This is a genomic window from Curvibacter gracilis ATCC BAA-807, from assembly GCF_000518645.1.
Classification (GTDB): domain Bacteria; phylum Pseudomonadota; class Gammaproteobacteria; order Burkholderiales; family Burkholderiaceae_C; genus Curvibacter; species Curvibacter gracilis.
In genome coordinates this window covers 485,162-508,410 of record NZ_KI912466.1, presented here as the reverse complement: position 1 = coordinate 508,410, position 23,249 = coordinate 485,162, and the positions used below count along the sequence as shown (strand labels likewise).

Below are 23,249 nucleotides of genomic sequence, written 5' to 3'. Positions count from 1 at the left end.
CATGGCGATCAACACCAAGCTCTCAATCGATTTTCCTGCACTGTTTGAGCAGGCCAAATCGCAGTTTTCCGACCTCGATCCCAAAGACCCTTCGGCCTGGCCTGCCTTTCCGCGTTACCTGACCTTTGTTTTGGCGGCTGCCGCAGTGGTGGTGGTGGCCTGGTTTGCGTGGTTGACCGATTTCCAGGCTGAGCTTGAACAAGAGGTTTTGACTGAGGAGAAACTGAAAACCGATTTCAGCGCCAAGCTGACCAAGGCGGTGAATCTGGATGCCCTGAAGAAGCAACGGGAGCAGGTTCTCCAGTATGTGAATCAATTGGAAAAGCAATTGCCCGGCAAGGCTGAGATGTCGGCCTTGTTGTCGGATATCAACCAGGCAGGGCTGGGGCGCAGCCTGCAGTTCGAATTGTTCCGCCCGGGCCAGATGGCGGTGAAGGAGTACTACGCCGAGTTGCCGATCGCGATCCGTGTCACGGGCAAATACCATGACATCGGTTTCTTTGCGTCGGATGTGGCCCACCTGTCCCGCATCGTCACCCTGAACAACCTCACACTGAGTCCTGGCAGGGACGGTGCCCTGGTGATGGATGCCACAGCCCGGACGTTCCGGTACCTGGACCCGGACGAAGTGGCCAGCCAGCGCCAGGCCAAGGGGGGCAAATGAACCGCTCCCTGCAACCTCTCTGGCCCATGCTGATGTTGGCGGCCGTCGGTTTGACGGCCTGCGGCTCCAACGAGTCTGAAATCAGCACCTGGATGGCAGAACAAAGAGCCCAGAGCCGGCCCAAGGTGACGCCGATTTCCGAGCCGAAGAAATTCATTCCCCAGGAGTACCTGGGAGCGGACGCCATGGACCCGTTCAATGTCCAGAAACTGACCCAGGCACTGAAGCGTGACTCAGCCTCGCCGGGCAATATGGCCATCATTGCGCCGGAAATGGCCAGGCGCAAGGAGCCGTTGGAGGCGATGCCGCTGGATTCCATGGCCATGGTGGGCAGCATGCAAAAAGGGGGCGTGCCCGTGGCACTGCTGCGCATCGACAATCTTCTATACCAAGTCAAGGTCGGCAATTATCTGGGGCAGAATTTTGGCCGAATCATGAAAATCACCGAGACCGAAGTTCAACTGCGCGAGGTGGTTCAAGACTCCTCGGGTGACTGGATCGAGCGACCGGCCTCTCTGCAATTGCAGGAGCGGGGGAAATGAAAATGAATCAATTTATAAAGTTGGCGCTTCGGCTGATTTTCTCTCTGGGCCTGGTGGCCTCGGTCGGTGGTGTGAGGGCCCAGGAGACTCAGACCCTGAAGGCGATATCGGTCTCTTCCCATTCAGGGGCGGAAGTGGTCCGGTTTGATTTTTCTGAAACCGTGAATTTCCGTCTGAACGGGTTTGGCATCCAGTCGCCGGCCCGTGTCGCGCTCGACCTGCCGGTGGTCGGGAGTGCATTGCAGAAGAATGTGGTCGAGTTCACCCAGGGCAACGTCAAATCCGTCAACGTGATCCAGGCCTCGGATCGCACCCGCATGGTCTTGAATCTGAAGCGCTATCAGGCCTACAGCACTCAGGTGGTGGGCAAGTCGGTGCTGGTGACCTTTGAGCCTGTGGTGGCCAATGCGACCACCAGTGCCGCGGTCTCTTCGGCCTTTGCCGAATCGCGCAATGACGACGTGCTGCCACTCAAAGACATCGACTTCCGCCGCGGCACCGACAGTGCCGGTCGCGTGGTGGTGAGTCTGCCCAACAACCAGACAGGCGTGGACCTCAAGGTTCAAGGCCAGGGTCTGGTGGTTGAGTTCCAGAAGTCCTCACTGCCCGAGGGCCTGCGTCGGCGCATCGACGTTTCAGACTTTGGCACGCCAGTGCAGTTGATCACCTCTACCCAGGTGGGCGACCGCGTGCGCGTGCTGATCGAACCCAAGGGCGATTGGGAGCATTCGGCTTATCAGAGCGACGACCAGTTTGTGGTCGAGGTGCGTCTCAAGAAGGTGGACACCAGCAAGTTGCTGCAAGGGCCCGTCTACTCGGGCGAAAAACTGTCGCTCAACTTCCAGAGCATCGATGTCCGCTCCTTGCTGCAGGTGATTGCCGACTTCACCAACTTCAACATCGTCACCTCCGACACCGTGTCGGGCAATCTGACCTTGCGTCTCAAGGACGTGCCATGGGATCAGGCGCTGCAGATCATCATGGACTCCAAGGGGCTGGGCATGCGCAAGGCCGGCAATGTGCTGTGGATTGCGCCGCGGGATGAACTCGATGCCCGCACCAAGAAGGATCTGGAAGCGCTGCAGGCCATCGAGCGACTGGAACCACTTCGCACCCAGTCTTTCCAGCTCAATTACGCGCGCGCCGCCGACATGGTGGTGCAGTTGCGAGGTACGGCCGTGGGGGCTGGCGCCGTTGGCGGCGTGACCCGTTTCCTGTCCGAGCGCGGGAGTGTCATTGCTGAGCCGCGCACCAACCAACTGTTTGTGACCGACACTGCCAAGAAGCTCAATGAAGTGCAGGAGCTGTTGTCCAAGCTGGACATCCCGGTGCGGCAGGTGCTGATTGAAGCGCGCATCGTTGAGGCGTCCGACACCTTTGGCCGCTCTCTGGGCGTGCGCTTGGGTGGCAGCGACTTGCGCGGCGTGCGAGGTGGCGATGCCGGTTATTCGATCGGCAATGGCAATCGGGTAGCCATTGGGGGGTCGTACGACGCGGTGTCGTCCACCACCACGGAAAGCTCGAACGTCATGACCACGACCAATACCAGCTTTGTCAACCTGCCAGCTGCCGGCCAGGGGGGTTACAGCGCTTCGTCCTTTGCCCTGTCGATCTTCAACTCGGCGGCCAATCGGTTCCTGAACCTGGAAATCTCTGCCCTGGAGGCCGATGGCAAGGGCAAGGTGGTGTCCAGCCCGCGCGTGATCACGGCCGATCAGACCAAGGCTTTGATCGAGCAGGGGACGGAATTCCCGTACCAACAGGCGACCTCCAGCGGCGCCACCTCGGTGGCCTTCCGCAAGGCCAACCTCAAGCTGGAAGTGACCCCACAGATCACGCCCGAAGGCAACATCATTCTCGAGCTCGACATCAACAAGGACAGCAAGGGCGAGACCACGGCGCAAGGCATTGCCATCAACACCAAGCACATCAAGACCCAGGTGCTGGTTGAGAATGGCGGCACGGTGGTCATTGGCGGCATTTTTGAACTGACCGAATCGGACAGTGAGGCCAAGGTGCCGGTGCTGGGAGACATCCCGGTGATGGGGAATCTGTTCAAGACCAAATCCAAGTCCGTCAATAAGCAGGAAATGCTGGTGTTCATCACCCCGAAGATGGTGTCTGATCGTGCGACAAACCGTTGATTTGGGGATGGAGGTATGTTTGTGAAATATTTGAAATATCTTTTTGTGCTGCTGGCAGCGTCCTTGCTGGCCGCTTGCGGCGGCGGCGGAGGCAGTGCTGGCACGTCCAGCAGTGGTTCGTCGGGTTCGACCACCACGGCCACCTTGGTGGTCACACTCACGGATTCGTCTGGCGTGGCGCTGGCCACGCCGCACACCATCAAAGCTGGACAGTACTACTTTGCGCAGGCCACGGCACTGGATGCCTCGGGCAAGCCGATTGCCAACCAGGTGATCACTTTCAGCACCGATGCGACCCTGGTGACCTTGGCGGCCACCTCGGCCTTGACGGATGCGACCGGCGTCGCCAGTGTCAAGATGACGCCTTTGTCGGTGGCGGGTGCGGGCTCGGTAGGGGCCTCGATGTCCTACACCGCCTCTGGCGCCACGACTGCAAGCACCATCACGGGAACCGCGGCGACCTACCAGGTCACACCGTCGGCTGCGACCGGCATACCCACGCTGTCTTTGACGCTGACGGACTCGTCCGGCGTGGCGCTTTCGACGCCGCGCACCTTTGTCACCGGCAGCAGCTACAGGGCTAAGGTCACGGTGCTCGATGCCACCAGCGCCCCGATTTCCAATCTGGTGGTGACGTTCACCACCGACTCCACGCTGGCCACTATTTCACCCGCCAGCGCCCTGACCGACTCGAACGGCGTGGCCACCGTGCAGATCGTGCCACTAACCAAGACTGGCGCGGGCAGCGTGCAGGTGGCGGGGGTTGTCAATGGCACCTCTTACACCTCGTCGGCTGTGTCTTACCAGGTTGCGTCGGCCAGTGTGGCCGCGTCCTTGGCTTTTGTTCCCCAGACTGCCACCACGGCCAACCCGACCCCGGGCATCATCGTGGTGAGCAATGCCAGCAATGGCAACAAGCTTCTGACGGCGACCTTCCAGCTGAGCAACAGCCAGGGTGTCGGTATTTCGGGTCAATCTCTGCTGCTGAGCTTGAATGCGCAATCCATAAGTGCGGGTGTCACCTTCCTGGTGAACGGGATCAGCACCAACAGTGCGCAAACCCTGGTCACCGACCAAGGTGGGCAGGTCAGCATCAGTGTGGTGTCTGGGACTTTGCCAACACCCATTCTGGTCACTGCAACCCTGGCGTCGAACAGCCTGATCTCGGCATCGTCCTATGGGTTGGCGGTGACCAATGGTCGACCAACGCAGTTGCGTTCTTCGATTGCGTCGTCTGTCTTGAGCGTGGAAGCGTCTGCAGGTGGTACGTCCATCATTCAAGGTGTCCAGGCGACCTTGACCGTGCTACTGTCTGATCGCATGGGTAACCCGATCCCTGCAGGTACTACCGTGAACCTGATTGCCTCGCATGGTCAGGTACAAGGCACCTGCACGATCGCCATCGTCAATAATGCATCACAGTGTTCCGCTGTTTGGACGTCGGGGGCCTCCAGGCCAGACAACGGCTTTTTCACCGTGTTGGCCTATCTCGATGGCGAAGAGGACTTTGTGGACGCCAACGGCAACAACCAATACGACAGCGGCGAAGCTTTCTATGACATGGGCCAGGCATTCCTGCCCAAGACGATCGTTTCTGGTGTGAAGCCATCAGACTACGTTTACAACTCAGCAACCGATCAACCCATTGCTGGGGGTATGACTGGCACGTCGGCCTGTGCTGTGACAAATTTAACGCCGATGCCTTACCAGATTGCCAATACATGTGATGGGGTCTGGAGCAGCTCCACTCGGGTGCGTTTGGGGGTGGCCATGAACTGGGCAGGCAACGTTGCGAAACTGACGGCGACAAATACCAGCGGATCGACGTCGACGTACGGCGACGCGAGCAAGATGGTGATCCGTGTTTCGGATGACAAAGGCAATGCGATGCCTTCTGGTAGCGCATTGAGTGCGGCATTGACCTGTCCTGACACTGTTACCAAGGTACCAGGCGTGTCTCTTTCTTTGGCGAAGACGCTGGACACCATCTATGCCATAGATCTCACGGTGACCTACACCTTTGCTTTGACCCTTCCCACTTCAGGTGCAACAGGCTGCTCTTTGAAGGTGACGGTGACGACGCCAGCTGGTGTGGTTACCAGTGTGAGTTTCCCAACCGTCTAAACTCAGCGCATCCAACCGCCTGGCAACCTCGGTTGCCAGGCGTTTTCATTTTTGCGGCTTGCGCTGGTGCGGGCCCGGGCCAACTTCGAAACTCATGCTTTGTGTCCTGATCGGCATGCCGGGCTCCGGCAAATCAACTGTCGGGCGCCAACTGGCGCGGCGGCTGGGGGTGTCCTTTTTCGACACCGATCATTTGCTGGAGGCGCGGCTGGGGTGTTCGATCCGCGAGTATTTCGAAGCCCAGGGCGAAGCGGCCTTTCGCGAGCGCGAGCAGCAGGCCCTGGCTGAGTGCCTGTCCAATGAGCATGGGGTGGTCTCGACGGGGGGCGGCATCGTGCTGCGCCCGGCCAACCGTGAGCTGCTGCGTGCCGCGCCTTGTGTGATCTACCTGCGCGCCAGCCCCGAAGACATCTACCGCCGCCTGCGCCACGATACCACCCGCCCCCTGCTGCAGGTGGCCGATCCGCTGCGCAAGCTCAAAGAGCTGTATGCCGAGCGCGACCCGCTTTACCGCGAAGCGGCCGGCTTTGTGGTGGAGACCGGGCGACCCAGCGTGGCCGCCTTGGTCAACATGATTTCGATGCAGCTCGACCTCGCATCCCCTGGGGTTTCCGCCGCAGCGCCTAAACTCTGAGGCTGGATGGCGGATGGTTCATCCGCCTGCGCGGGGGCTCAACGTGCTTGTTGCCGTCCGACCGCCTCTGTTTCTCGGCCTTTTTGATCGCCTTCTCACCGACTTTTCCTGGATGGATTCCGATGACGTCTCAGCCCGCACCTGCCGCCCGTATTTCGATTGAGCTGGGCGATCGCAGCTACGACATCCTGATCGGCTCCGGCCTGCTGGGCCAGGCGGATGCCTATGAAGGCCTGCCGGCCAGCACCTCGGCCCTGATCGTCACCAACACCACGGTGGCGCCGCTGTACCTGGCCCAGCTGAAGCAGGCCTTGGCCGGGCGCCATGCCCAGCTGCACGAGGTGGTGCTGCCCGATGGTGAGGCCTTCAAGACCTGGGAAACCCTGAACCTGGTCTTCGACGCCCTGTTGGGCCACGGTTGCGACCGCAAGACGGTGGTCTACGCACTGGGCGGCGGCGTGGTGGGCGACATGACCGGTTTTGCTGCAGCGGCCTACATGCGCGGCGTGCCCTTTGTGCAGGTGCCGACCACCTTGCTGGCGCAGGTCGATTCATCCGTGGGCGGAAAGACCGCCATCAACCACCCCCTGGGCAAGAACATGATCGGCGCGTTCTACCAGCCCCAGCGCGTGATCTGTGACCTGGGCACCCTGGCCACATTGCCTGAGCGTGAGCTCAGCGCCGGCCTGGCTGAGATCATCAAGTACGGCCCGATTGCCGACACCGCCTTCCTGGACTGGATCGAGGCCCACATGGCGGGCCTGCGCCGCCGCGAGGTGGATCTGCTGGCCCATGCCGTGCGCCGCAGCTGCGAGATCAAGGCCCATGTGGTGGGCGTGGACGAGCGCGAATCGGGCCTGCGCGCCATCCTCAACTTCGGCCACACCTTTGGCCATGCGATCGAGGCGGGGCTGGGTTATGGCGAATGGCTGCACGGCGAGGCCGTGGGTTGCGGCATGGTCATGGCGGCGCGCCTGTCGCAACGCCTGGGCCTGGTGGATGCGGCCTGGGTGGCCCGCCTGACCACCTTGATTGCCGCCGCCGGCCTGCCCGTGGTGGCGCCGGTGCTGGACGTGGCCGACAACGCCGGGCGTTACCTGGCCCTGATGCGGGTCGACAAGAAGGCCGAGGCTGGAGAGATCAAGTTCGTGCTGATCGACGGCCCAGGCCAGGCCACGGTGCGCGGTGCCCCCGACGCCCTGGTGCGCGAAGTGATCGACGCCAGCTGCGCGGTGGCCTGAGCCATGTCGGCCCTGCCCCTGAGCCTGCCAGCGCCTGGGGATCAGGCCCTGGCACCCTATCTGGCACCGTTTGCCTGTCACCCCAGCCAGAGCCGGGGGCGCCTGCACCCCGAGGTGCCGGCGCCGACGCGTTCTGAGTTCCAGCGCGACCGGGACCGCATCGTCCACTCCACCGCCTTTCGCCGCCTGGTCTATAAGACCCAGGTGTTTCTGAATCACGAAGGTGACCTGTTCCGCACCCGCATGACGCACTCACTGGAGGTGGCCCAGTTGGGGCGTTCGGTGGCGCGTTCTCTGGGCCTGAACGAAGACCTGGTGGAGGCGATCGCCCTGGCCCATGACCTGGGTCACACCCCCTTCGGTCACGCCGGGCAGGATGCGCTCGATGAGTGCGTGCGGGCCCAGGGCGGGCCGGATTCCGAGGCCGGCTTCGAGCACAACCTACAGAGCCTGCGCGTGGTCGATGAGCTGGAAGAGCGTTACCCGCGCTACAACGGCCTGAACCTCAGCTTCGAAACCCGTGAGGGCATTCTCAAGCATTGCTCGGCCGCCAATGCGCGCAAGCTCGAGCAGCGCGAGCCCGGAGGGGTGGGGCACCGCTTTCTGGAGCGCACCCAGCCCAGCCTGGAAGCCCAGTTGTGCAACCTGGCCGACGAGATCGCCTACAACGCCCATGACATCGACGATGGCGTGCGCTCGGGCCTGATCACCCTCGATCAATTGCAGGCGGTGCCGCTGTTCGAGCGCTTCCGCCAGCAGACGCTGGACGAGTTCCCGGCCCTGGCCGAGCCCGGGGCGGGGCGGCGTCTGCTGTACGAGGCCATCCGGCGCATGCTGAGCCAGCAGGTGTATGACGTGATCGACGCCACCCGTGCGGCCCTGGCCCACAGCGCACCGGCCAGCGTCGATGCGGTCCGGCACCTGCCACCCTTGCTGTGCTTCACACCGGCCATGCGGGCCGAATCCACCCAGCTCAAGCAGTTTCTGTTCAAGAACCTGTACCGCCACCCCAGTGTGATGGAGACCACGGGCCGGGCCCGGCAGGTGGTGCGCGAGCTCTTCGACATCTACCTGGCCCGCCCGGCCGAGATGCGCGAGCGCTTTGCCCGCCGCCCCGACGTGCCGCGGGCCGTGGCCGACTTCATCGCCGGCATGACGGACCGATTTGCCTTGCGTGAGCACGAACGCCTGACCGGCCAGCGTCTGCTTTCATGAGTGCGCCACGGTCTTGGCTGCCCGGGCCTGCTGGGGTGGTGATTCTGGCCGGCGTGGCGGCGGCGCTGCACGTCGCCAAGCTGGCCCCGGCCTTGCCCACCTTGCGCGAATCGCTGGGCCTGTCCTTGGCCCAGGCGGGCTGGCTGCTGTCCACCGTGCAGGGGGCGGGCATGCTGCTGGGCGCCGTGATGGGGGTGTTTGCCGATGGATGGGGCCTGCGCCGCTGCATGCTGACCGGTCTGCTGGTGCTCACGCTGGCCAGCGCCCTGGGACCTTTGGGCCCGGGTTTCGAGGCCTTGCTGGCTTTGCGGGCGCTGGAGGGCTTTGGTTTTCTGATGGCCACCATGCCTGCCGCCGCTCTGGTGCGGCGCCTGGTGCAGCCGGCTCGCATGCCTTTGATGTTGGGGGTGTGGGGGACGTACATGCCCTGGGCCACGGCCATGGCCTTGTTGCTCGGGCCGGCGCTGATTCCGGCGCTGGGCTGGGCCGCCTGGTGGTGGCTGGCGGCAGCCTGTACCGGCGCCATGGCCGGGTGGGTGCTCGCTGTGGTCCCGCGAGACCCCTTGGCGGGTGCCGGCCTGAAATGGCCCGCACTGGCCGCGCGCCTGCGCCGCACCTGGACCAGTGCCGGGCCCTGGCTGGTGGCGGGGGCTTTTGCGGTGTATTCGGGGCAATGGCTGGCCGTGATCGGTTTTCTGCCCTCCATCGTGCATCAGGCGGGTTGGTCGCCGTCGGCGGTGGCTTGGGTCACGGCGGGTCTGGCCGCGGTCAACATGCTGGGCAACCTGGCCTCGGGGCCTCTGCAGGCCCGGGGCGTGGCGCCGGCGTGCCTGCTCAGCTTCGGTTACGCGGTGATGGCCTTGGGGGCCTGGCTGGCGTTCCAGGATGTCTGGCCTCTGGGCTTGGCGGCGCGCATGGGGGCTGTGCTGTGCTTCTCGATGGTCGGCGGCATCATCCCGGGCACTTTGTTTGCGCAGGCCGTGCGCCATGCCCCCGACGACGACACGATCTCCACCACCGTCGGCTGGATGCAGCAGTGCTCCTCGCTGGGGCAGTTTTTGTCGCCCCCGCTGGTCGGGCTGCTGGCGGCCCGGGTGGGCGGCTGGCAGTGGACCTGGGTGATCACCGGCCTGTGCTCGCTGGCCGGTATCGCGCTGGCCCAGGGCCTGGGTCGCTTGCGGCCGCGCCGCTGAAGTCGGGATTGCCGCCTGCATGCGGGCCGGCACCCTAAAATGGTCGGCTCTGCCCTATCACGGTGAAACGGTGAGTTTTCTCGACCAACTCAAATCCCAGGCCAACGCCCTGCAAAGCCAGCGCAGCACCCAGCAGCAGGATCTGGCCGGCCGCATCGCGCAAACCGAGCAGGCCTGCGAGACCATCTGGCGCTACTTCAATGAATTGGCGCGGCAGCTCAATGTGATCGTGCCGCCGGGCCCCACGCTGTCGCTGGACAACCGTCAGGCCTGGCCCGAGATGTGCCTGATGGATTTCCGCTCCGATGCGCGCAAGAAGTTCTGGATGAACCGCGAGGTGTACGACCACGTGTCCCTGGGCTGGATCATCAACCCGCGCGAGGGCAAGCCCCTGGCCACCTCGGTCAGCGTCAACTTTCCACCCGATCTGGAGCGGGTCACCCACCGGCTCTCGCTGGGCCAGATCCGGCATGAGCGGCACGAAGTGCGCCACCCCGAGAAGAGCAGCCTGCTGGCACTGCGTTTCGATTACCAGACCCAGGCCTTTGGCAGCGTGCGCGCCACGGCCGATCATGAGGCGGGCGAGGTCCATTTCCGCGCCGCCAACCTGCGTGGCTTCGAGGTGGCGCAGGTGCGCCACCCGGTGCAACGCATCAACAGCGTCCTGCTGGACGAACTGGCCCGCCTCATCGTCGGCCAGGCCGGAGCCTTTTTATGAATTCCCTTGAAACCCGCCGTGAACAGGTGGTGGCTGATACCCGGCGCTGGCTGGAGCGGGCCGTCATCGGCCTGAACCTGTGCCCGTTTGCCAAATCGGTGCATGTGAAGAACCAGGTGCACTACGTGGTCGACTTCAGCACCGATGCGCAGGCCTTGCTGGCCACGGTGGCCACCGAGCTGCAGGCCCTGGCCGACGCCGACCCCGAGCTGCGCGACACCACCTTGCTGGTCATGCCCAATGCACTGGCCGATTTTCTCGATTTCAACGACTTTTGTGCCCTGGCCGACGAGGTGCTGGAGTCGCTGGAGCTTGATGGCATCCTGCAGGTGGCCAGCTTCCACCCGCTGTTCCAGTTTGCCGGCACCCAGGCGGACGACATCAGCAACTGCACCAACCGCGGGCCGTACCCCACCTTGCACCTGTTGCGTGAAGCCAGCATTGACCGCGCGGTGGCCGTCTTCCCCGAGGCGGAAATGATTTACGAACGCAACATTGAAACCCTGGAAAAACTCGGCCACGACGGCTGGGCCGCCCTGAATGTGGGCGCCAGCCCGGAAACCCCATGACCCAAAAACCCCCGAACGCCAACGCCTCCCGCCCGAAAAAGGGGGGCAAGCCGGTGGTGGACGCCGATGCCGCGCTGGCGGCCGAGCTCAAGCCCGGGCAGTCGATCGAGCTGCTCAAGGAGCTCCACATCCTCACCCGTGAGGGGCGACTGAACCAGGACTCGCGCCGCAAGCTCAAGCAGGTCTACCACCTGTTCCAGTTCATCGAGAAGCTACTGCAAGAGCTGCCCGCGTCCGAGCAAGGCCCCACGCTGGCGGACCACGGCGCCGGCAAGTCCTACCTGGGCTTCATCATCTACGACCTGTACTTCAAAGCGCTGGGGCGCGGGCACATCTATGGGGTGGAAACCCGGGCCGAGCTGGTGCAGCGCTCGCAGGACCTGGCGCAGCGCCTGGGTTTTGATCGCATGGCCTTCGTCAACACCACTGTGGCCGAGGCCACCACCGACCAGCGCCTGCCCGAGCAGATCGATGTGGTCACCGCCTTGCATGCCTGCGACACGGCCACCGACGACGCCATCGCCTTCGGGCTGCAGAAAAAGGCCCGCTTCATGGTGCTGGTGCCCTGTTGCCAGGCCGAGGTGGCCAGTTGCCTGCGCGAGAGCAAGGCCTTGTCCCTGTCGCGCACCCCACTGGCCGAGCTGTGGCGGCACCCGTTGCACACCCGTGAAATGGGCAGCCAGATCACCAATGTGTTGCGCTGTCTGTACCTGGAGGCCTGTGGCTACCAGGTCACTGTCACTGAACTGGTGGGCTGGGAGCACAGCATGAAGAACGAGCTGATCCTGGCCCGCTACACCGGCCAGAAGAAGCGCAGCGCGGCCGAGCGTCTGCAGGCCTTGCTGGCCGAGTTCGGCCTGGAGGCCCTGCAGGCCAGCCGTTACCCCTTGCCCGCCTGAGCGGCGCGAGCCCCCCTCATGGCCCGCCTGCCTCGCCTGTCCATCCCGGGCCTGCCGCACCATGTGCTGCTGCGTGGCAACAATGGCCAGGCGGTGTTTGTCGACGACGTGGACCGACGTGAGTGGCTGGAGGCGCTCAACACCTATGCCCCCCGAGTGCGGGGTGGCGCTGCATGCCTGGGTGCTGTTGCCGCAGGGCGTGCAGTTGCTGCTGACCCCGGCCGCCGCCGACAGCCTGTCGCGCTTCATGCAGGCGGTGGGGCGCAAATACACCCGCCAGTTCAACCTGCGCCATGGGCGCAGCGGCACGCTGTGGGAAGGGCGCTACCGTTCCACCGTGCTGCAACCCGAGCGCTACCTGATCCCCTGCATGGTGAGCATGGACACCATGCCGGTGCGCGAAGGCCTGGTCGCCGAGCCCCAGGCCTACGACTGGTCCAGCCACCAGCACCACATTGGGCGCCAGGCCGATCGCCGCCTGGTGGCCCATCCTGTCTACTGGCAACTGGGCAACACACCTTTTGCGCGTGAGGCGGCCTATGCCGGCAAGGTGGCTGAAGGGGTTTCAGCAGCCGATCTGCAGGCTTTGGGCCAGGCCACCCAGCATGGTTGGGTGTTGGGTGATGCGGCCTTTGTTCAGAAGCTGCAGCCCCAGGCGGAGCGTCGCCTGACCCGGGTGCCGGCAGGGCGCCCGCCGGGGCCGCGCAAGACGGCGCCCTGACGTATTCAATCTGTCCCCAATTAATTGATTGGGAAATGTCTGATTTTTAAATTGGTATCTGACCCCAATTTAATTTTCTTGGCATTTTTATTGCACTGCACTATCCTTCGCTTCCCCGCGAAATATCGTGTAACCCGGGTCGCGCCGGCCCTGCCTTTGCAGGCAGGCCCAGCGACTGGCCCCCCAGATCAGGACATGCCATGACGAAGGCTGCAGAGATTCAGCATCTCCAACAACACGGTCTCTATTCGGCGACCAACGAGCATGACGCTTGTGGCGTCGGTTTCGTGGCCCATATCAAAGGCGTCAAGAGCCACGCCATCGTTCAGCAGGGTCTGAAAATCCTCGAGAACCTCGACCACCGGGGTGCCGTGGGGGCCGACAAGCTGATGGGCGACGGCGCCGGCATCCTGATCCAGCTGCCAGACGCCCTGTACCGCGAAGAAATGGCCAAGCAAGGCGTGGCCCTGCCGCCGCCCGGTGAATACGGCGTGGGCATGATCTTCCTGCCCAAGGAACACGCTTCCCGCCTGGCCTGCGAGCAGGAGATGGAGCGCGCCATCAAGGCCGAAGGTCAGGTGTTGCTGGGCTGGCGCGATGTGCCGGTGAACCGCGACATGCCGATGTCGCCCGCCGTGCGCGAAAAAGAACCCGTGCTGCGCCAGGTCTTCATCGGCCGCGGCAACGACGTGATCGTGCAGGACGCCCTGGAGCGCAAGCTGTACGTGATCCGCAAGACCGCCAGCGCCAACATCCAGGCCCTGGGTCTCAAGCACAGCAAGGAATACTACGTTCCCAGCATGTCCAGCCGCACCGTGGTCTACAAGGGCCTGCTGCTGGCCGACCAGGTGGGCACCTACTACATGGACCTGCAGGACGAGCGCTGCGTCTCGGCCCTGGGCCTGGTGCACCAACGCTTCTCCACCAACACCTTCCCCGAGTGGCCGCTGGCCCACCCGTACCGCTATGTGGCGCACAACGGTGAAATCAACACCGTCAAGGGCAACTACAACTGGATGAAGGCCCGCGAAGGCGTGATGTCCTCGCCGGTGCTGGGCGCCGACCTGCAAAAGCTGTACCCCATCAGCTTTGCCAGCCAGTCCGACACCGCCACCTTCGACAACTGCCTGGAACTGCTGACCATGTCGGGCTACCCGATCAGCCAGGCCGTGATGATGATGATCCCCGAGCCCTGGGAGCAGCACACCACCATGGACGAGCGCCGCAAGGCCTTCTATGAGTACCACGCTGCCATGCTCGAGCCCTGGGACGGCCCGGCCTCCATCGTGTTCACCGATGGACGCCAGATCGGCGCCACCCTGGACCGCAACGGCCTGCGCCCCTCGCGCTACTGCATCACCGATGACGACTTCGTGATCATGGGTTCCGAGTCGGGCGTGCTGCCCGTGCCCGAGAACAAGATCGTGCGCAAGTGGCGTCTGCAGCCCGGCAAGATGTTCCTGATCGATCTGGAACAAGGCCGCATGATCGACGACGAAGAGCTCAAGGCCGGTCTGGCCAACAGCAAGCCCTACAAGCAGTGGATCGAGAACCTGCGCATCCGCCTCGACGACGTGGCCGCGCCGGTGGCGGGCGAATCCGCCACCCAGGGCTCTGCCGAATCGACCGAGCCTCAGGCCGCCGGCGTTGAAACCTTCAGCGCCGACCTGCTGGACCGCCAGCAAGCCTTCGGCACCACCCAGGAAGACATCAAGTTCCTGATGAGCCCGATGGCCACCAATGGCGAAGAGGGCATCGGCTCGATGGGCAATGACAGCCCGCTGGCCGTGCTGTCGAGCAAGAACAAGCCGCTGTACAACTACTTCAAGCAGTTGTTCGCGCAGGTGACCAACCCGCCGATCGACCCGATCCGCGAAGCCATCGTGATGTCGCTGGTGTCCTTCATCGGCCCCAAGCCCAACCTGCTGGACATCAACCAGGTCAACCCGCCGATGCGCCTTGAAGTGAGCCAGCCGGTGCTCGACTTTGCCGACATGGCCAAGCTGCGCAGCATCGAGAAGACCACCCAGGGCAAGTTCCGCAGCTACACCCTCGACATCACCTACCCCGTGGTGTGGGGCCGTGAAGGCGTGGAAGCCAAGCTGGCCTCGCTGTGCGCCGAAGCGGTGGACGCCATCAAGAGCGGCCACAACATCCTGATCATCAGCGACCGCGCCATCAGCGCCACCCAGGTGGCCATCCCCGCGCTGCTGGCCCTGTCGGCCATCCACCAGCACCTGGTGCGCGAGGGCCTGCGCACCACCGCCGGCCTGGTGGTGGAGACCGGCACCGCCCGCGAAGTGCACCACTTCGCCGTGCTCGCGGGCTACGGCGCCGAAGCCGTGCACCCCTACCTGGCCATGGAAACCCTGCAGGCCATCCACAAGGATCTGCCGGGCGACCTGTCGGCCGACAAGGCGATCTACAACTACATCAAGGCGATCGGCAAGGGCCTGTCCAAGATCATGTCCAAGATGGGCGTGAGCACGTACATGAGCTACTGCGGTGCCCAGTTGTTCGAGGCCATCGGCCTGAACAGCGAGACCATCAACAAGTACTTCACCGGCACGGCCACCCGCGTCGAAGGCATCGGCGTGTTCGAAATCGCCGAAGAAGCCATCCGCATGCACAAGGCCGCCTTCGGTGACGACCCCGTGCTGGCCACCATGCTGGACGCCGGCGGCGAGTACGCCTGGCGTGCCCGTGGTGAAGAGCACATGTGGACCCCTGACGCGATTGCCAAGCTGCAGCACAGCACCCGCGCCAACAACTGGAACACCTACAAGGAATACGCCCAGCTCATCAACGACCAGTCGCGTCGCCACATGACCCTGCGCGGCCTGTTCGAGTTCAAGGTCGATCCGAGCAAGGCCATTCCGCTGGAAGAGGTCGAGCCGGCCAAGGAAATCGTCAAGCGCTTCGCCACCGGCGCCATGTCGCTGGGTTCGATCTCCACCGAAGCCCACGCCACCCTGGCCGTGGCCATGAACCGCATCGGCGGCAAGAGCAACACCGGTGAAGGCGGTGAGGACCCGGCCCGCTACCGCCAGGAACTCAAGGGCATCCCGATTGCCCAGGGCGCCACGCTCAAGAGCGTGATCGGCGAATCGCAGGTCGAGGTCGATCTGCCGCTGCAGCCGGGCGACTCGCTGCGCTCCAAGATCAAGCAGGTGGCCTCGGGCCGCTTCGGTGTCACCGCCGAATACCTGTCGTCGGCCGACCAGATCCAGATCAAGATGGCCCAGGGTGCCAAGCCCGGTGAAGGCGGTCAGCTGCCCGGTGGCAAGGTGTCCGAGTACATCGGCAAGCTGCGTTACTCGGTGCCCGGTGTGGGCCTGATCTCGCCCCCGCCGCACCACGACATCTACTCGATCGAAGATTTGGCCCAGCTGATCCACGACCTGAAGAACGTGGCGCCGCACTCCAGCATCAGCGTCAAGCTGGTGTCCGAAGTGGGTGTGGGCACCATCGCCGCAGGCGTGGCCAAGTGCAAGAGCGACCACGTGGTGATCGCCGGCCATGACGGCGGCACCGGTGCCTCGCCCTGGTCGTCGATCAAGCACGCCGGCGGCCCGTGGGAAATCGGCCTGGCCGAAACCCAGCAGACCCTGGTGCTGAACCGCCTGCGCAGCCGCATCCGCGTGCAGGCCGACGGCCAGATGAAGACCGGCCGTGACGTCGCCATCGGCGCACTGCTGGGCGCCGACGAGTTCGGCTTCGCCACCGCACCGCTGGTGGTCGAGGGCTGCATCATGATGCGCAAGTGCCACCTGAACACCTGCCCGGTGGGCGTGGCCACGCAAGACCCGGTGCTGCGTGCCAAGTTCTCGGGCAAGCCCGAGCACGTGGTGAACTACTTCTTCTTCATCGCCGAGGAAGTGCGTCAGATCATGGCCCAGCTGGGCATCCGCAAGTTTGACGACATGGTCGGCCGTGTCGATCTGCTCGACATGAAGAAGGGCATCGAGCACTGGAAGGCCCAGGGTCTGGATTTCAGCCGCCTGTTCGCCGTGCCCCAGGTGGGTCCGGAAGTGTCGCGCTTCCACATCGAAAACCAGGACCACGGCCTGGACAAGGCGCTCGACAACGTGCTGATCGCCAAGTCGCGCGCCGCCATCGACAAGGGCGAGAAGGTCCAGTTCATCGAAGTGGCCCGCAACGTGAACCGCTCGGTCGGCGCCATGCTGTCGGGGGCCCTGACCAAGGTGCACCCCGAGGGTCTGCCGGACGACACCATCCGCATCCAGCTCGAAGGCACGGGTGGTCAGTCCTTCGGCGCCTTCCTGGCCCGCGGCATCACCATGTACCTGATCGGTGACGCCAACGACTACACCGGCAAGGGCTTGTCGGGTGGCCGCGTGGTGGTGCGACCCAGCATCGACTTCCGCGGTGAATCGTCGCGCAACATCATCGTCGGCAACACCGTCATGTACGGTGCCACCAGCGGTGAGGCCTTCTTCAGTGGTGTGGGCGGCGAGCGCTTTGCCGTGCGTCTGTCGGGCGCCACGGCGGTGGTTGAAGGCACCGGTGACCACGGTTGCGAATACATGACCGGCGGCACCGTGGCCGTGCTGGGCAAGACCGGCCGCAACTTTGCCGCCGGCATGAGCGGCGGCATCGCCTACGTCTATGACGACGACGCCAGCTTTGCCAGCCGTTGCAACACCGCCATGGTGACCCTCGAGAAGGTGTTGCCGGCGGCCGAGCAAGAGGCCAGCATCGACCGCGCCATCTGGCACCGCGACCAGACCGACGAAGCCCAGCTCAAGAAGCTGCTGGAAGACCACCACCGTTGGACCGGCAGCAAGCGCGCCCGCGAACTGCTGGACAACTGGGCTGAAGCACGCGCCAAGTTCGTGAAGGTGTTCCCGACCGAATACAAGCGCGCCCTGGGCGAGATCAACGCCAAGAAGCAGGCGGTTGCCGCCACCGGTAAGGCCAAGGCTTCGGCCAAAGAAGCCGCCGCAGCCAAGTAATCCGACCGACCAAACGAATCAAGGACTCAGACATCATGGGAAAAGTCACTGGCTTCATGGAATTTGAGCGCATCGAAGAGGGCTACAAGCCCGTTGCCGAGCGCCTGAAGCATTACAAGGAATTCGTCGTCGGCCTGGACGAGTCGCAAGCCAAGGTGCAAGGCGCGCGCTGCATGGATTGCGGCACGCCCTTCTGCAACAACGGCTGTCCGGTCAACAACATCATTCCGGACTTCAACGACCTCGTGTACCGCGGCGATTGGCAAAACGCCATCGAAGTGCTGCACAGCACCAACAACTTCCCCGAGTTCACCGGCCGCATCTGCCCCGCCCCCTGCGAGGCGGCCTGCACGCTGAACGTGAACGACGACGCCGTGGGCATCAAGTCGATCGAGCACGCGATCATCGACCGCGCCTGGGCCGAGGGTTGGGTGCAGCCGCGTCCGGCCAAGCACAAGACCGGTAAGAAAGTGGCGGTCGTGGGCTCCGGCCCGGCCGGCATGGCCGCGGCCCAGCAGTTGGCCCGCGCCGGTCACGACGTGACCCTGTTCGAGAAGAACGACCGCATCGGTGGCCTGCTGCGCTACGGCATCCCTGACTTCAAGATGGAGAAGTCGCACATCGACCGCCGCGCCAAGCAGCTGGAGGCCGAAGGCGTGACCATCCGCACCAGCGTGCTGGTGGGCAAGATGCCCGAAGGCTCCAAGGTCACCAATTGGGCCAAGGAAACCATCAGCCCCGAGCAACTCAAGAAAGACTTCGACGCCGTGCTGTTGACGGGCGGCTCTGAGCAGTCGCGCGATCTGCCGGTGCCGGGCCGCGATCTGGACGGTATCCATTTCGCGATGGAATTCCTGCCCCAGCAGAACAAGGTCAATGCCGGCGACAAGCTCAAGGGCCAGCTGCGCGCCGATGGCAAGCATGTCATCGTGATCGGTGGCGGCGACACCGGCAGCGACTGCGTGGGCACCAGCAACCGCCATGGCGCGGCCAGTGTGACCCAGTTCGAGGTCATGCCCCAGCCGCCCGAAGTGGAAAACCGTCCGCTGACCTGGCCTTACTGGCCGCTGAAGCTGCGCACCAGCTCCAGCCACGACGAAGGCTGCACCCGCGAGTTCGCCATCTCCACCAAGGAGTTCATCGGCGAAAAGGGCAAGGTCACCGGCCTGAAGACCGTGCATGTCGAATTCAAGGACGGCAAGCTGGTCGAGATCCCGGGCACCGAGAAAGAGTACAAGGCCGATCTGGTGCTGCTCGCCATGGGTTTTGTGAACCCGGTGGCCACCATCCTGGACGGCTTCGGTGTCGACAAGGACGCCCGTGGCAATGCCAAGGCCAGCACCGAGTTCACCGGTGGATACGCCACCAACGTGGCCAAGGTCTTCGCCGCAGGCGACATGCGACGCGGCCAGTCGCTGGTGGTCTGGGCCATCCGCGAAGGCCGTCAGGCCGCCCGCGCCGTGGACGAGTTCCTGATGGGCTTCAGCGATCTGCCGCGCTGAACGCCGGCCTTGCCTGGCCCCGTCGCACCGGGGTAGCACAACAACGCTCCCCTGGTGGGAGCGTTGTTGTATCTGAGGGTCAATCCGGGCTTGACCAAGTGTTCACCCGGATCCTTTATGATTCAGAACAGCCGGGCACCGTCCGGCGTTTTTGCTTCATGTCTTCCACACCTACCCCTTCTTTAGTCGAATTGCGCGACCTGACCTTCGGGTATGGGGAGCGGGTCATCCTGGACGGCGTTTCGCTGACGATTCCGCGCGGCAAGGTCACGGCCTTGATGGGCGCCTCCGGTGGTGGCAAGACCACCGTGCTGCGCCTGATCGGCGGCCAGGTACGCCCTCAGGCAGGCGAGGTGAGCTTCGATGGGCAGAACGTGGCCCAGCTGGATCTGGCGGGCCTGTACAAGGTGCGTCGCCGCATGGGCATGCTGTTCCAGTTCGGGGCGCTGTTCACCGACTCCAGCGTGTTCGACAACGTGGCCTTTCCGCTGCGTGAGCACACCGACATGCCCGAAGCCCTGATCCGCGACATCGTGCTGATGAAGCTCAATGCCGTGGGCCTGCGCGGAGCCCGCGACCTGATGCCCAGCGAAGTCTCGGGCGGCATGGCCCGGCGCGTGGCGCTGGCGCGGGCCATCGTGCTCGACCCCGAACTGGTCATGTATGACGAGCCCTTTGCGGGCTTGGACCCGATCTCGCTGGGCACGGCGGCGCGTTTGATCCGCGAGCTCAACGACGCCATGGGCCTGACCAGCATCATCGTCTCGCACGACCTCGACGAAACCTTTCACATCGCCGACAAGGTGATCGTGCTGGCCAATGGCCGCATCGTGGCCCAGGGCACGCCCGACGAGGTGCGGCACAGCGAGGATCCGCTGGTGCACCAGTTCGTCAACGCCCTGCCCGAGGGCCCGGTGCGCTTCCATTACCCGGGCCCCAGCGTGGCCGATGACTTTGGCCCCGGCCAGGAGGGCAGGGCATGAGCTGGTTCAATCCTTCCGATGTCGGGCTGGCCACGCGCCGGCAACTGGCCGGGATCGGCCACGGCGCCCGTCTGTTTGCCCGCCTGGTGCTCGATTTCGGTGCCTGCATGCGCCGCTTCAGCCTGGTGCGTGACCAGATCCATTTCCTGGGCAACTATTCGCTGGCCATCATCGCGGTCTCGGGCCTGTTCATCGGCTTTGTGCTGGGGCTGCAGGGCTTCAACATCCTGCAGCGCTATGGTTCGTCCGAAGCCTTGGGCCAACTGGTCACGCTCTCTCTGGTGCGTGAGCTGGGCCCGGTGGTCACCGCCTTGCTGTTTGCGGGCCGCGCGGGCACCTCGCTCACGGCGGAGATCGGCCTGATGAAGGCGGGCGAGCAGCTCAGTGCCATGGAGATGATGGCGGTCGATCCGGTGCGCCGCATCCTGGCGCCCCGTTTCTGGGCGGGCGTCATCACCTTGCCCTTGCTCACGGCCGTGTTCAGCGCGGTGGGCGTGATCGGTGGGTGGGTGATTGCCGTGCCCCTGATCGGTGTCGACTCGGGTTCGTTCTGGAGCCAGATGCAGGGCGGGGTCGATGTGTGGTCCGATGTGGGCAATGGCGTGATCAAGAGCGTGGTGTTCGGCTTCACCGTGACCTTCACGGCCTTGCTGCAAGGCTTTGAGGCCATGCCCACACCCGAAGGGGTGTCGCGCGCCACCACCCGCACCGTGGTCGTGGCGTCGCTGGCCGTGCTGGGTCTGGACTTCATCCTGACCGCGCTGATGTTCAGTGTTTGAGATTCAACCGGGATGGCCGACAGGCTGTCCCTCGATGTAGCAAAGGAGAGTGTTGTGCAACGCTCCAAAAATGATATCTGGGTCGGTCTGTTTGTGCTTCTGGGTCTGGGTGCAGTGGTGTTTCTCGCCCTGCAGTCGGCCAATCTGCTGAGCCTGAATTTCCAGTCCACCTACAGGGTCACTGCGAAGTTCGACAATATCGGCGGGCTCAAGCCCAAGGCGGCGGTCAAGAGTGCCGGGGTGGTGGTCGGGCGTGTGGAGTCGATCGTTTTCGACGACAAGTCCTTCCAGGCCCAGGTCGCCCTGGCCCTGGAAAACCGCTACGCCTTCCCCAAGGACAGCTCGCTGAAGATCCTGACGGCGGGCCTGCTGGGTGAGCAATACATCGGTATCGAGGCGGGCGCCGACGAGAAGAACCTGGCCCCCGGCGACAAGATCGGAACAACGCAATCGGCCGTGGTCCTGGAGAACCTGATCAGCCAGTTCCTGTACAGCAAGGCTGCAGACGGTCCCACGACCCCGGCCAACGGAGCTAAAAAGTAAAAATGAGTGACGATCGAAATAACATGAATCTGAGCCGCGCCGGAGGATGGCTGCGCCTGGCCATGGCCGCGGTGGTCTTGGCTGTGCTGGCCGGCTGTGCTGCCGGCCCGGGTAAAAACCCGCGCGATCCGCTGGAGCCCTTCAACCGCGACATGTCCCGCTTCAATGATGCGGTGGATGGTGCGGTGTTCAAGCCCGTGGCCACCGCCTACCGCGAGGTGACGCCCTCGCTGGTGCGCACCGGCGTGAACAATTTCTTCTCCAACCTCGGCGAGGTCTGGTCCTTCGTCAACAACGTGCTGCAGCTCGACCTGAAAGGCTCGGCCGATACGGCCTTGCGTTTCGGCTTCAACACGATTTTCGGCCTGGGTGGCACGCTGGACATCGCCAGCGAGATGCAGATCGAGCAGCACAAGCAGGATTTCGGTCAGACCTTGGCGCGCTACGGTGTGCCGACCGGCCCCTACATCGTGCTGCCCATCCTGGGGCCGTCCACGCTGCGTGACACCGTGGCCCTACCCATCATCTGGAAGGGCGACGTCGTGACCCACATCGATCACGTGCCGACCCGCAACTCGCTGTATGCCATGCGTGTGGTGTCGATCCGCTCCAACCTGCTCGGGGCCAGCCGCGTGCTCGACGAAGCGGCGCTGGACAAATATTCCTTCACCCGTGACGTCTACCTGCAATTGCGCGACAACGAGCGCCTGCATGGCCGGGGCCGTCCCGACGAGGACGATGGCGCGCTGCCGCCCGAACCGCTTCCGTGAGGTTGACCTGGCGAGCAGGCCGTCTGTCGTCCGCCGCCAGGTCTGAACCGTTATCACCCCGTGGCTGATGCCGCTTTGAAAGGATTTCTATGCAACGACGTACTCTTGGCGCATGGCTGATGGCTGCGGCCAGCGCCCTGTCTCTCGCGCTTCCCCTGACGGCCTTGGCGGCCGACGAGGCGCCCGATGCGCTGATCAAGCAGCTGTCCACCGACGTGCTCGACACCATCAAGACCGACAAGGCCATCCAGGGCGGCGACACGGGCAAGCTGATCGCGCTGGTCGACACCAAGATCATGCCCAACGTGAACTTCCCGCGCATGACGGCCGCTGCGGTGGGGCCGGCCTGGCGCCAGGCCACGGCCGATCAGAAGGCCCGTCTGCAGGAAGAATTCAAGACCCTGCTGGTGCGCACCTATTCGGGCGCGCTGGCCCAGGTGTCGGACCAGACCATCTCCATCAAGCCGCTGCGCGCTGCTGCTGACGACACCGATGTGGTCGTGCGCAGCGAGGTGCGTGGCAAGGGGGATCCGATCCAGCTTGATTACCGCCTCGAGAAGACCCCGGGCGTGGGCGCTGGCTGGAAGATCTACAACCTCAACGTCATGGGTGTGTGGCTGGTCGAGACCTACCGCAGTCAGTTTGCCCAGGAAATCAATGCCAAGGGCATTGACGGCCTGATCGCCACGCTGACCGAGCGCAACAAGGCCAACAACGCCAAGAAGGGCTGATCGTGCTGGTCCTGCCTGCCGAATTGACCCACGCCCAGGCCGGCGCTTGCCTGGGCATGCTGGTGCAGACCTTGCGCCGGCATGCGGAGCCCCAGGTGGTGGCCGATGCCTCGGCCACCACGGTGTTCGATTCATCGGCGTTGGCGGTGCTGCTGGGTTGCCGGCGCGAGGCGCTGGCCCTGGGCAAGACCTTTGCGGTGCAGGGATTGCACCCCCGGCTGGCCACCCTGGCCCAGCTTTACGGCGTCAGCGAGCTGCTGCCTGCAGCCTGATTCCGGTCTGGCATGACCCTGCGTCCTGT

At 64.0% G+C, this 23,249-nt stretch carries 19 protein-coding genes and 1 pseudogene; all 20 read left to right on the top strand.

Going from position 1 to position 23,249, the window contains the following annotated elements; translation table 11 throughout:
• The first annotated feature begins 1 nt into the window (after position 1).
• The 20 genes and pseudogenes from L880_RS0127970 to L880_RS0127875 all read left to right on the top strand — a co-directional run bounded on the left by L880_RS0127970 (position 2) and on the right by L880_RS0127875 (position 23,220).
• A complete protein-coding gene (locus tag L880_RS0127970; protein ID WP_027478400.1) occupies positions 2 to 664 on the top strand; it encodes a type IV pilus inner membrane component PilO in 663 nt (220 codons plus the stop codon).
• Complete coding sequence (locus tag L880_RS0127965) at positions 661 to 1,206, top strand: pilus assembly protein PilP (protein WP_027478399.1); 546 nt, start codon at positions 661 to 663, stop codon at positions 1,204 to 1,206. The genes L880_RS0127970 and L880_RS0127965 overlap by 4 nt, the downstream gene beginning before the upstream one ends.
• Positions 1,203 to 3,350, top strand: coding sequence for a type IV pilus secretin PilQ (locus L880_RS0127960; RefSeq protein WP_051443638.1), 2,148 nt, complete (start codon positions 1,203 to 1,205; stop codon positions 3,348 to 3,350). Before L880_RS0127965 ends, L880_RS0127960 begins: the two co-directional genes overlap by 4 nt.
• 15 nt (positions 3,351 to 3,365) lie before the next feature.
• The gene (locus L880_RS0127955; protein ID WP_157463084.1) at positions 3,366 to 5,474 is read left to right on the top strand and encodes an Ig-like domain-containing protein; all 2,109 of its coding nucleotides are present in this window, start codon (positions 3,366 to 3,368) and stop codon (positions 5,472 to 5,474) included.
• A 94-nt stretch (positions 5,475 to 5,568) separates the two neighbouring features.
• Entirely contained in the window at positions 5,569 to 6,108 is a 540-nt protein-coding gene (locus tag L880_RS0127950) for a shikimate kinase (RefSeq protein ID WP_043330827.1), read from the top strand.
• A gap of 122 nt (positions 6,109 to 6,230) precedes the next feature.
• A complete protein-coding gene (gene aroB / locus L880_RS0127945) occupies positions 6,231 to 7,349 on the top strand; it encodes a 3-dehydroquinate synthase (protein ID WP_027478395.1) in 1,119 nt (372 codons plus the stop codon).
• A gap of 3 nt (positions 7,350 to 7,352) precedes the next feature.
• Positions 7,353 to 8,564 (top strand): deoxyguanosinetriphosphate triphosphohydrolase, encoded by a 1,212-nt coding sequence (locus L880_RS0127940; protein ID WP_051443637.1) that lies wholly within the window; start codon positions 7,353 to 7,355, stop codon positions 8,562 to 8,564.
• The gene (locus L880_RS0127935) at positions 8,561 to 9,757 is read left to right on the top strand and encodes an MFS transporter (protein ID WP_027478393.1); all 1,197 of its coding nucleotides are present in this window, start codon (positions 8,561 to 8,563) and stop codon (positions 9,755 to 9,757) included. Before L880_RS0127940 ends, L880_RS0127935 begins: the two co-directional genes overlap by 4 nt.
• A 70-nt stretch (positions 9,758 to 9,827) precedes the next feature.
• Complete coding sequence (locus tag L880_RS0127930) at positions 9,828 to 10,475, top strand: hypothetical protein (protein ID WP_027478392.1); 648 nt, start codon at positions 9,828 to 9,830, stop codon at positions 10,473 to 10,475.
• Entirely contained in the window at positions 10,472 to 11,044 is a 573-nt protein-coding gene (locus L880_RS0127925; RefSeq protein ID WP_027478391.1) for a DUF1415 domain-containing protein, read from the top strand. Before L880_RS0127930 ends, L880_RS0127925 begins: the two co-directional genes overlap by 4 nt.
• The gene (locus L880_RS0127920) at positions 11,041 to 11,943 is read left to right on the top strand and encodes a class I SAM-dependent methyltransferase (protein ID WP_157463083.1); all 903 of its coding nucleotides are present in this window, start codon (positions 11,041 to 11,043) and stop codon (positions 11,941 to 11,943) included. The genes L880_RS0127925 and L880_RS0127920 overlap by 4 nt, the downstream gene beginning before the upstream one ends.
• Positions 11,944 to 11,961: 18 nt before the next feature.
• A pseudogene (locus L880_RS33805) lies at positions 11,962 to 12,664 on the top strand (transposase).
• Between the two features lie 200 nt (positions 12,665 to 12,864).
• Positions 12,865 to 17,640 (top strand): glutamate synthase-related protein, encoded by a 4,776-nt coding sequence (locus L880_RS0127910; protein ID WP_027478389.1) that lies wholly within the window; start codon positions 12,865 to 12,867, stop codon positions 17,638 to 17,640.
• A 35-nt stretch (positions 17,641 to 17,675) separates the two neighbouring features.
• A complete protein-coding gene (locus tag L880_RS0127905) occupies positions 17,676 to 19,142 on the top strand; it encodes a glutamate synthase subunit beta (RefSeq protein ID WP_027478388.1) in 1,467 nt (488 codons plus the stop codon).
• A 158-nt stretch (positions 19,143 to 19,300) separates the two neighbouring features.
• Positions 19,301 to 20,125 carry an ABC transporter ATP-binding protein gene (locus tag L880_RS0127900; protein ID WP_027478387.1) on the top strand — a complete coding sequence of 275 codons (825 nt, stop codon included), beginning with the start codon at positions 19,301 to 19,303 and terminating at the stop codon, positions 20,123 to 20,125.
• Positions 20,122 to 20,904, top strand: coding sequence for a lipid asymmetry maintenance ABC transporter permease subunit MlaE (mlaE, locus tag L880_RS0127895; protein WP_019576144.1), 783 nt, complete (start codon positions 20,122 to 20,124; stop codon positions 20,902 to 20,904). The genes L880_RS0127900 and mlaE overlap by 4 nt, the downstream gene beginning before the upstream one ends.
• Before the next feature lie 54 nt (positions 20,905 to 20,958).
• Positions 20,959 to 21,447: an outer membrane lipid asymmetry maintenance protein MlaD gene (mlaD, locus tag L880_RS0127890; protein ID WP_027478386.1), complete on the top strand. Its 489-nt coding sequence runs from the start codon at positions 20,959 to 20,961 to the stop codon at positions 21,445 to 21,447.
• 23 nt (positions 21,448 to 21,470) lie between these two features.
• Positions 21,471 to 22,217: an MlaA family lipoprotein gene (locus L880_RS0127885; RefSeq protein WP_245615400.1), complete on the top strand. Its 747-nt coding sequence runs from the start codon at positions 21,471 to 21,473 to the stop codon at positions 22,215 to 22,217.
• A gap of 89 nt (positions 22,218 to 22,306) precedes the next feature.
• Positions 22,307 to 22,948, top strand: coding sequence for an MlaC/ttg2D family ABC transporter substrate-binding protein (locus tag L880_RS0127880; protein ID WP_027478384.1), 642 nt, complete (start codon positions 22,307 to 22,309; stop codon positions 22,946 to 22,948).
• A gap of 2 nt (positions 22,949 to 22,950) precedes the next feature.
• The gene (locus tag L880_RS0127875) at positions 22,951 to 23,220 is read left to right on the top strand and encodes an STAS domain-containing protein (RefSeq protein WP_019576140.1); all 270 of its coding nucleotides are present in this window, start codon (positions 22,951 to 22,953) and stop codon (positions 23,218 to 23,220) included.
• The last annotated feature ends 29 nt before the right edge of the window (positions 23,221 to 23,249 follow it).

Coding starts and splice junctions, on each gene's coding strand:
- L880_RS0127965 (WP_027478399.1), top strand. CDS start 661: ATGAACCGCTCCCTGCAACCTCTCTGGCCCATGCTGATGTTGGCGGCC.
- L880_RS0127935 (WP_027478393.1), top strand. CDS start 8,561: ATGAGTGCGCCACGGTCTTGGCTGCCCGGGCCTGCTGGGGTGGTGATT.
- L880_RS0127950 (WP_043330827.1), top strand. CDS start 5,569: ATGCTTTGTGTCCTGATCGGCATGCCGGGCTCCGGCAAATCAACTGTC.
- L880_RS0127955 (WP_157463084.1), top strand. CDS start 3,366: ATGTTTGTGAAATATTTGAAATATCTTTTTGTGCTGCTGGCAGCGTCC.
- L880_RS0127900 (WP_027478387.1), top strand. CDS start 19,301: ATGTCTTCCACACCTACCCCTTCTTTAGTCGAATTGCGCGACCTGACC.
- L880_RS0127905 (WP_027478388.1), top strand. CDS start 17,676: ATGGGAAAAGTCACTGGCTTCATGGAATTTGAGCGCATCGAAGAGGGC.
- aroB (WP_027478395.1), top strand. CDS start 6,231: ATGACGTCTCAGCCCGCACCTGCCGCCCGTATTTCGATTGAGCTGGGC.
- L880_RS0127920 (WP_157463083.1), top strand. CDS start 11,041: ATGACCCAAAAACCCCCGAACGCCAACGCCTCCCGCCCGAAAAAGGGG.
- L880_RS0127885 (WP_245615400.1), top strand. CDS start 21,471: ATGAATCTGAGCCGCGCCGGAGGATGGCTGCGCCTGGCCATGGCCGCG.
- L880_RS0127940 (WP_051443637.1), top strand. CDS start 7,353: ATGTCGGCCCTGCCCCTGAGCCTGCCAGCGCCTGGGGATCAGGCCCTG.
- L880_RS0127960 (WP_051443638.1), top strand. CDS start 1,203: ATGAAAATGAATCAATTTATAAAGTTGGCGCTTCGGCTGATTTTCTCT.
- L880_RS0127925 (WP_027478391.1), top strand. CDS start 10,472: ATGAATTCCCTTGAAACCCGCCGTGAACAGGTGGTGGCTGATACCCGG.
- L880_RS0127970 (WP_027478400.1), top strand. CDS start 2: ATGGCGATCAACACCAAGCTCTCAATCGATTTTCCTGCACTGTTTGAG.
- L880_RS0127910 (WP_027478389.1), top strand. CDS start 12,865: ATGACGAAGGCTGCAGAGATTCAGCATCTCCAACAACACGGTCTCTAT.
- mlaE (WP_019576144.1), top strand. CDS start 20,122: ATGAGCTGGTTCAATCCTTCCGATGTCGGGCTGGCCACGCGCCGGCAA.
- L880_RS0127880 (WP_027478384.1), top strand. CDS start 22,307: ATGCAACGACGTACTCTTGGCGCATGGCTGATGGCTGCGGCCAGCGCC.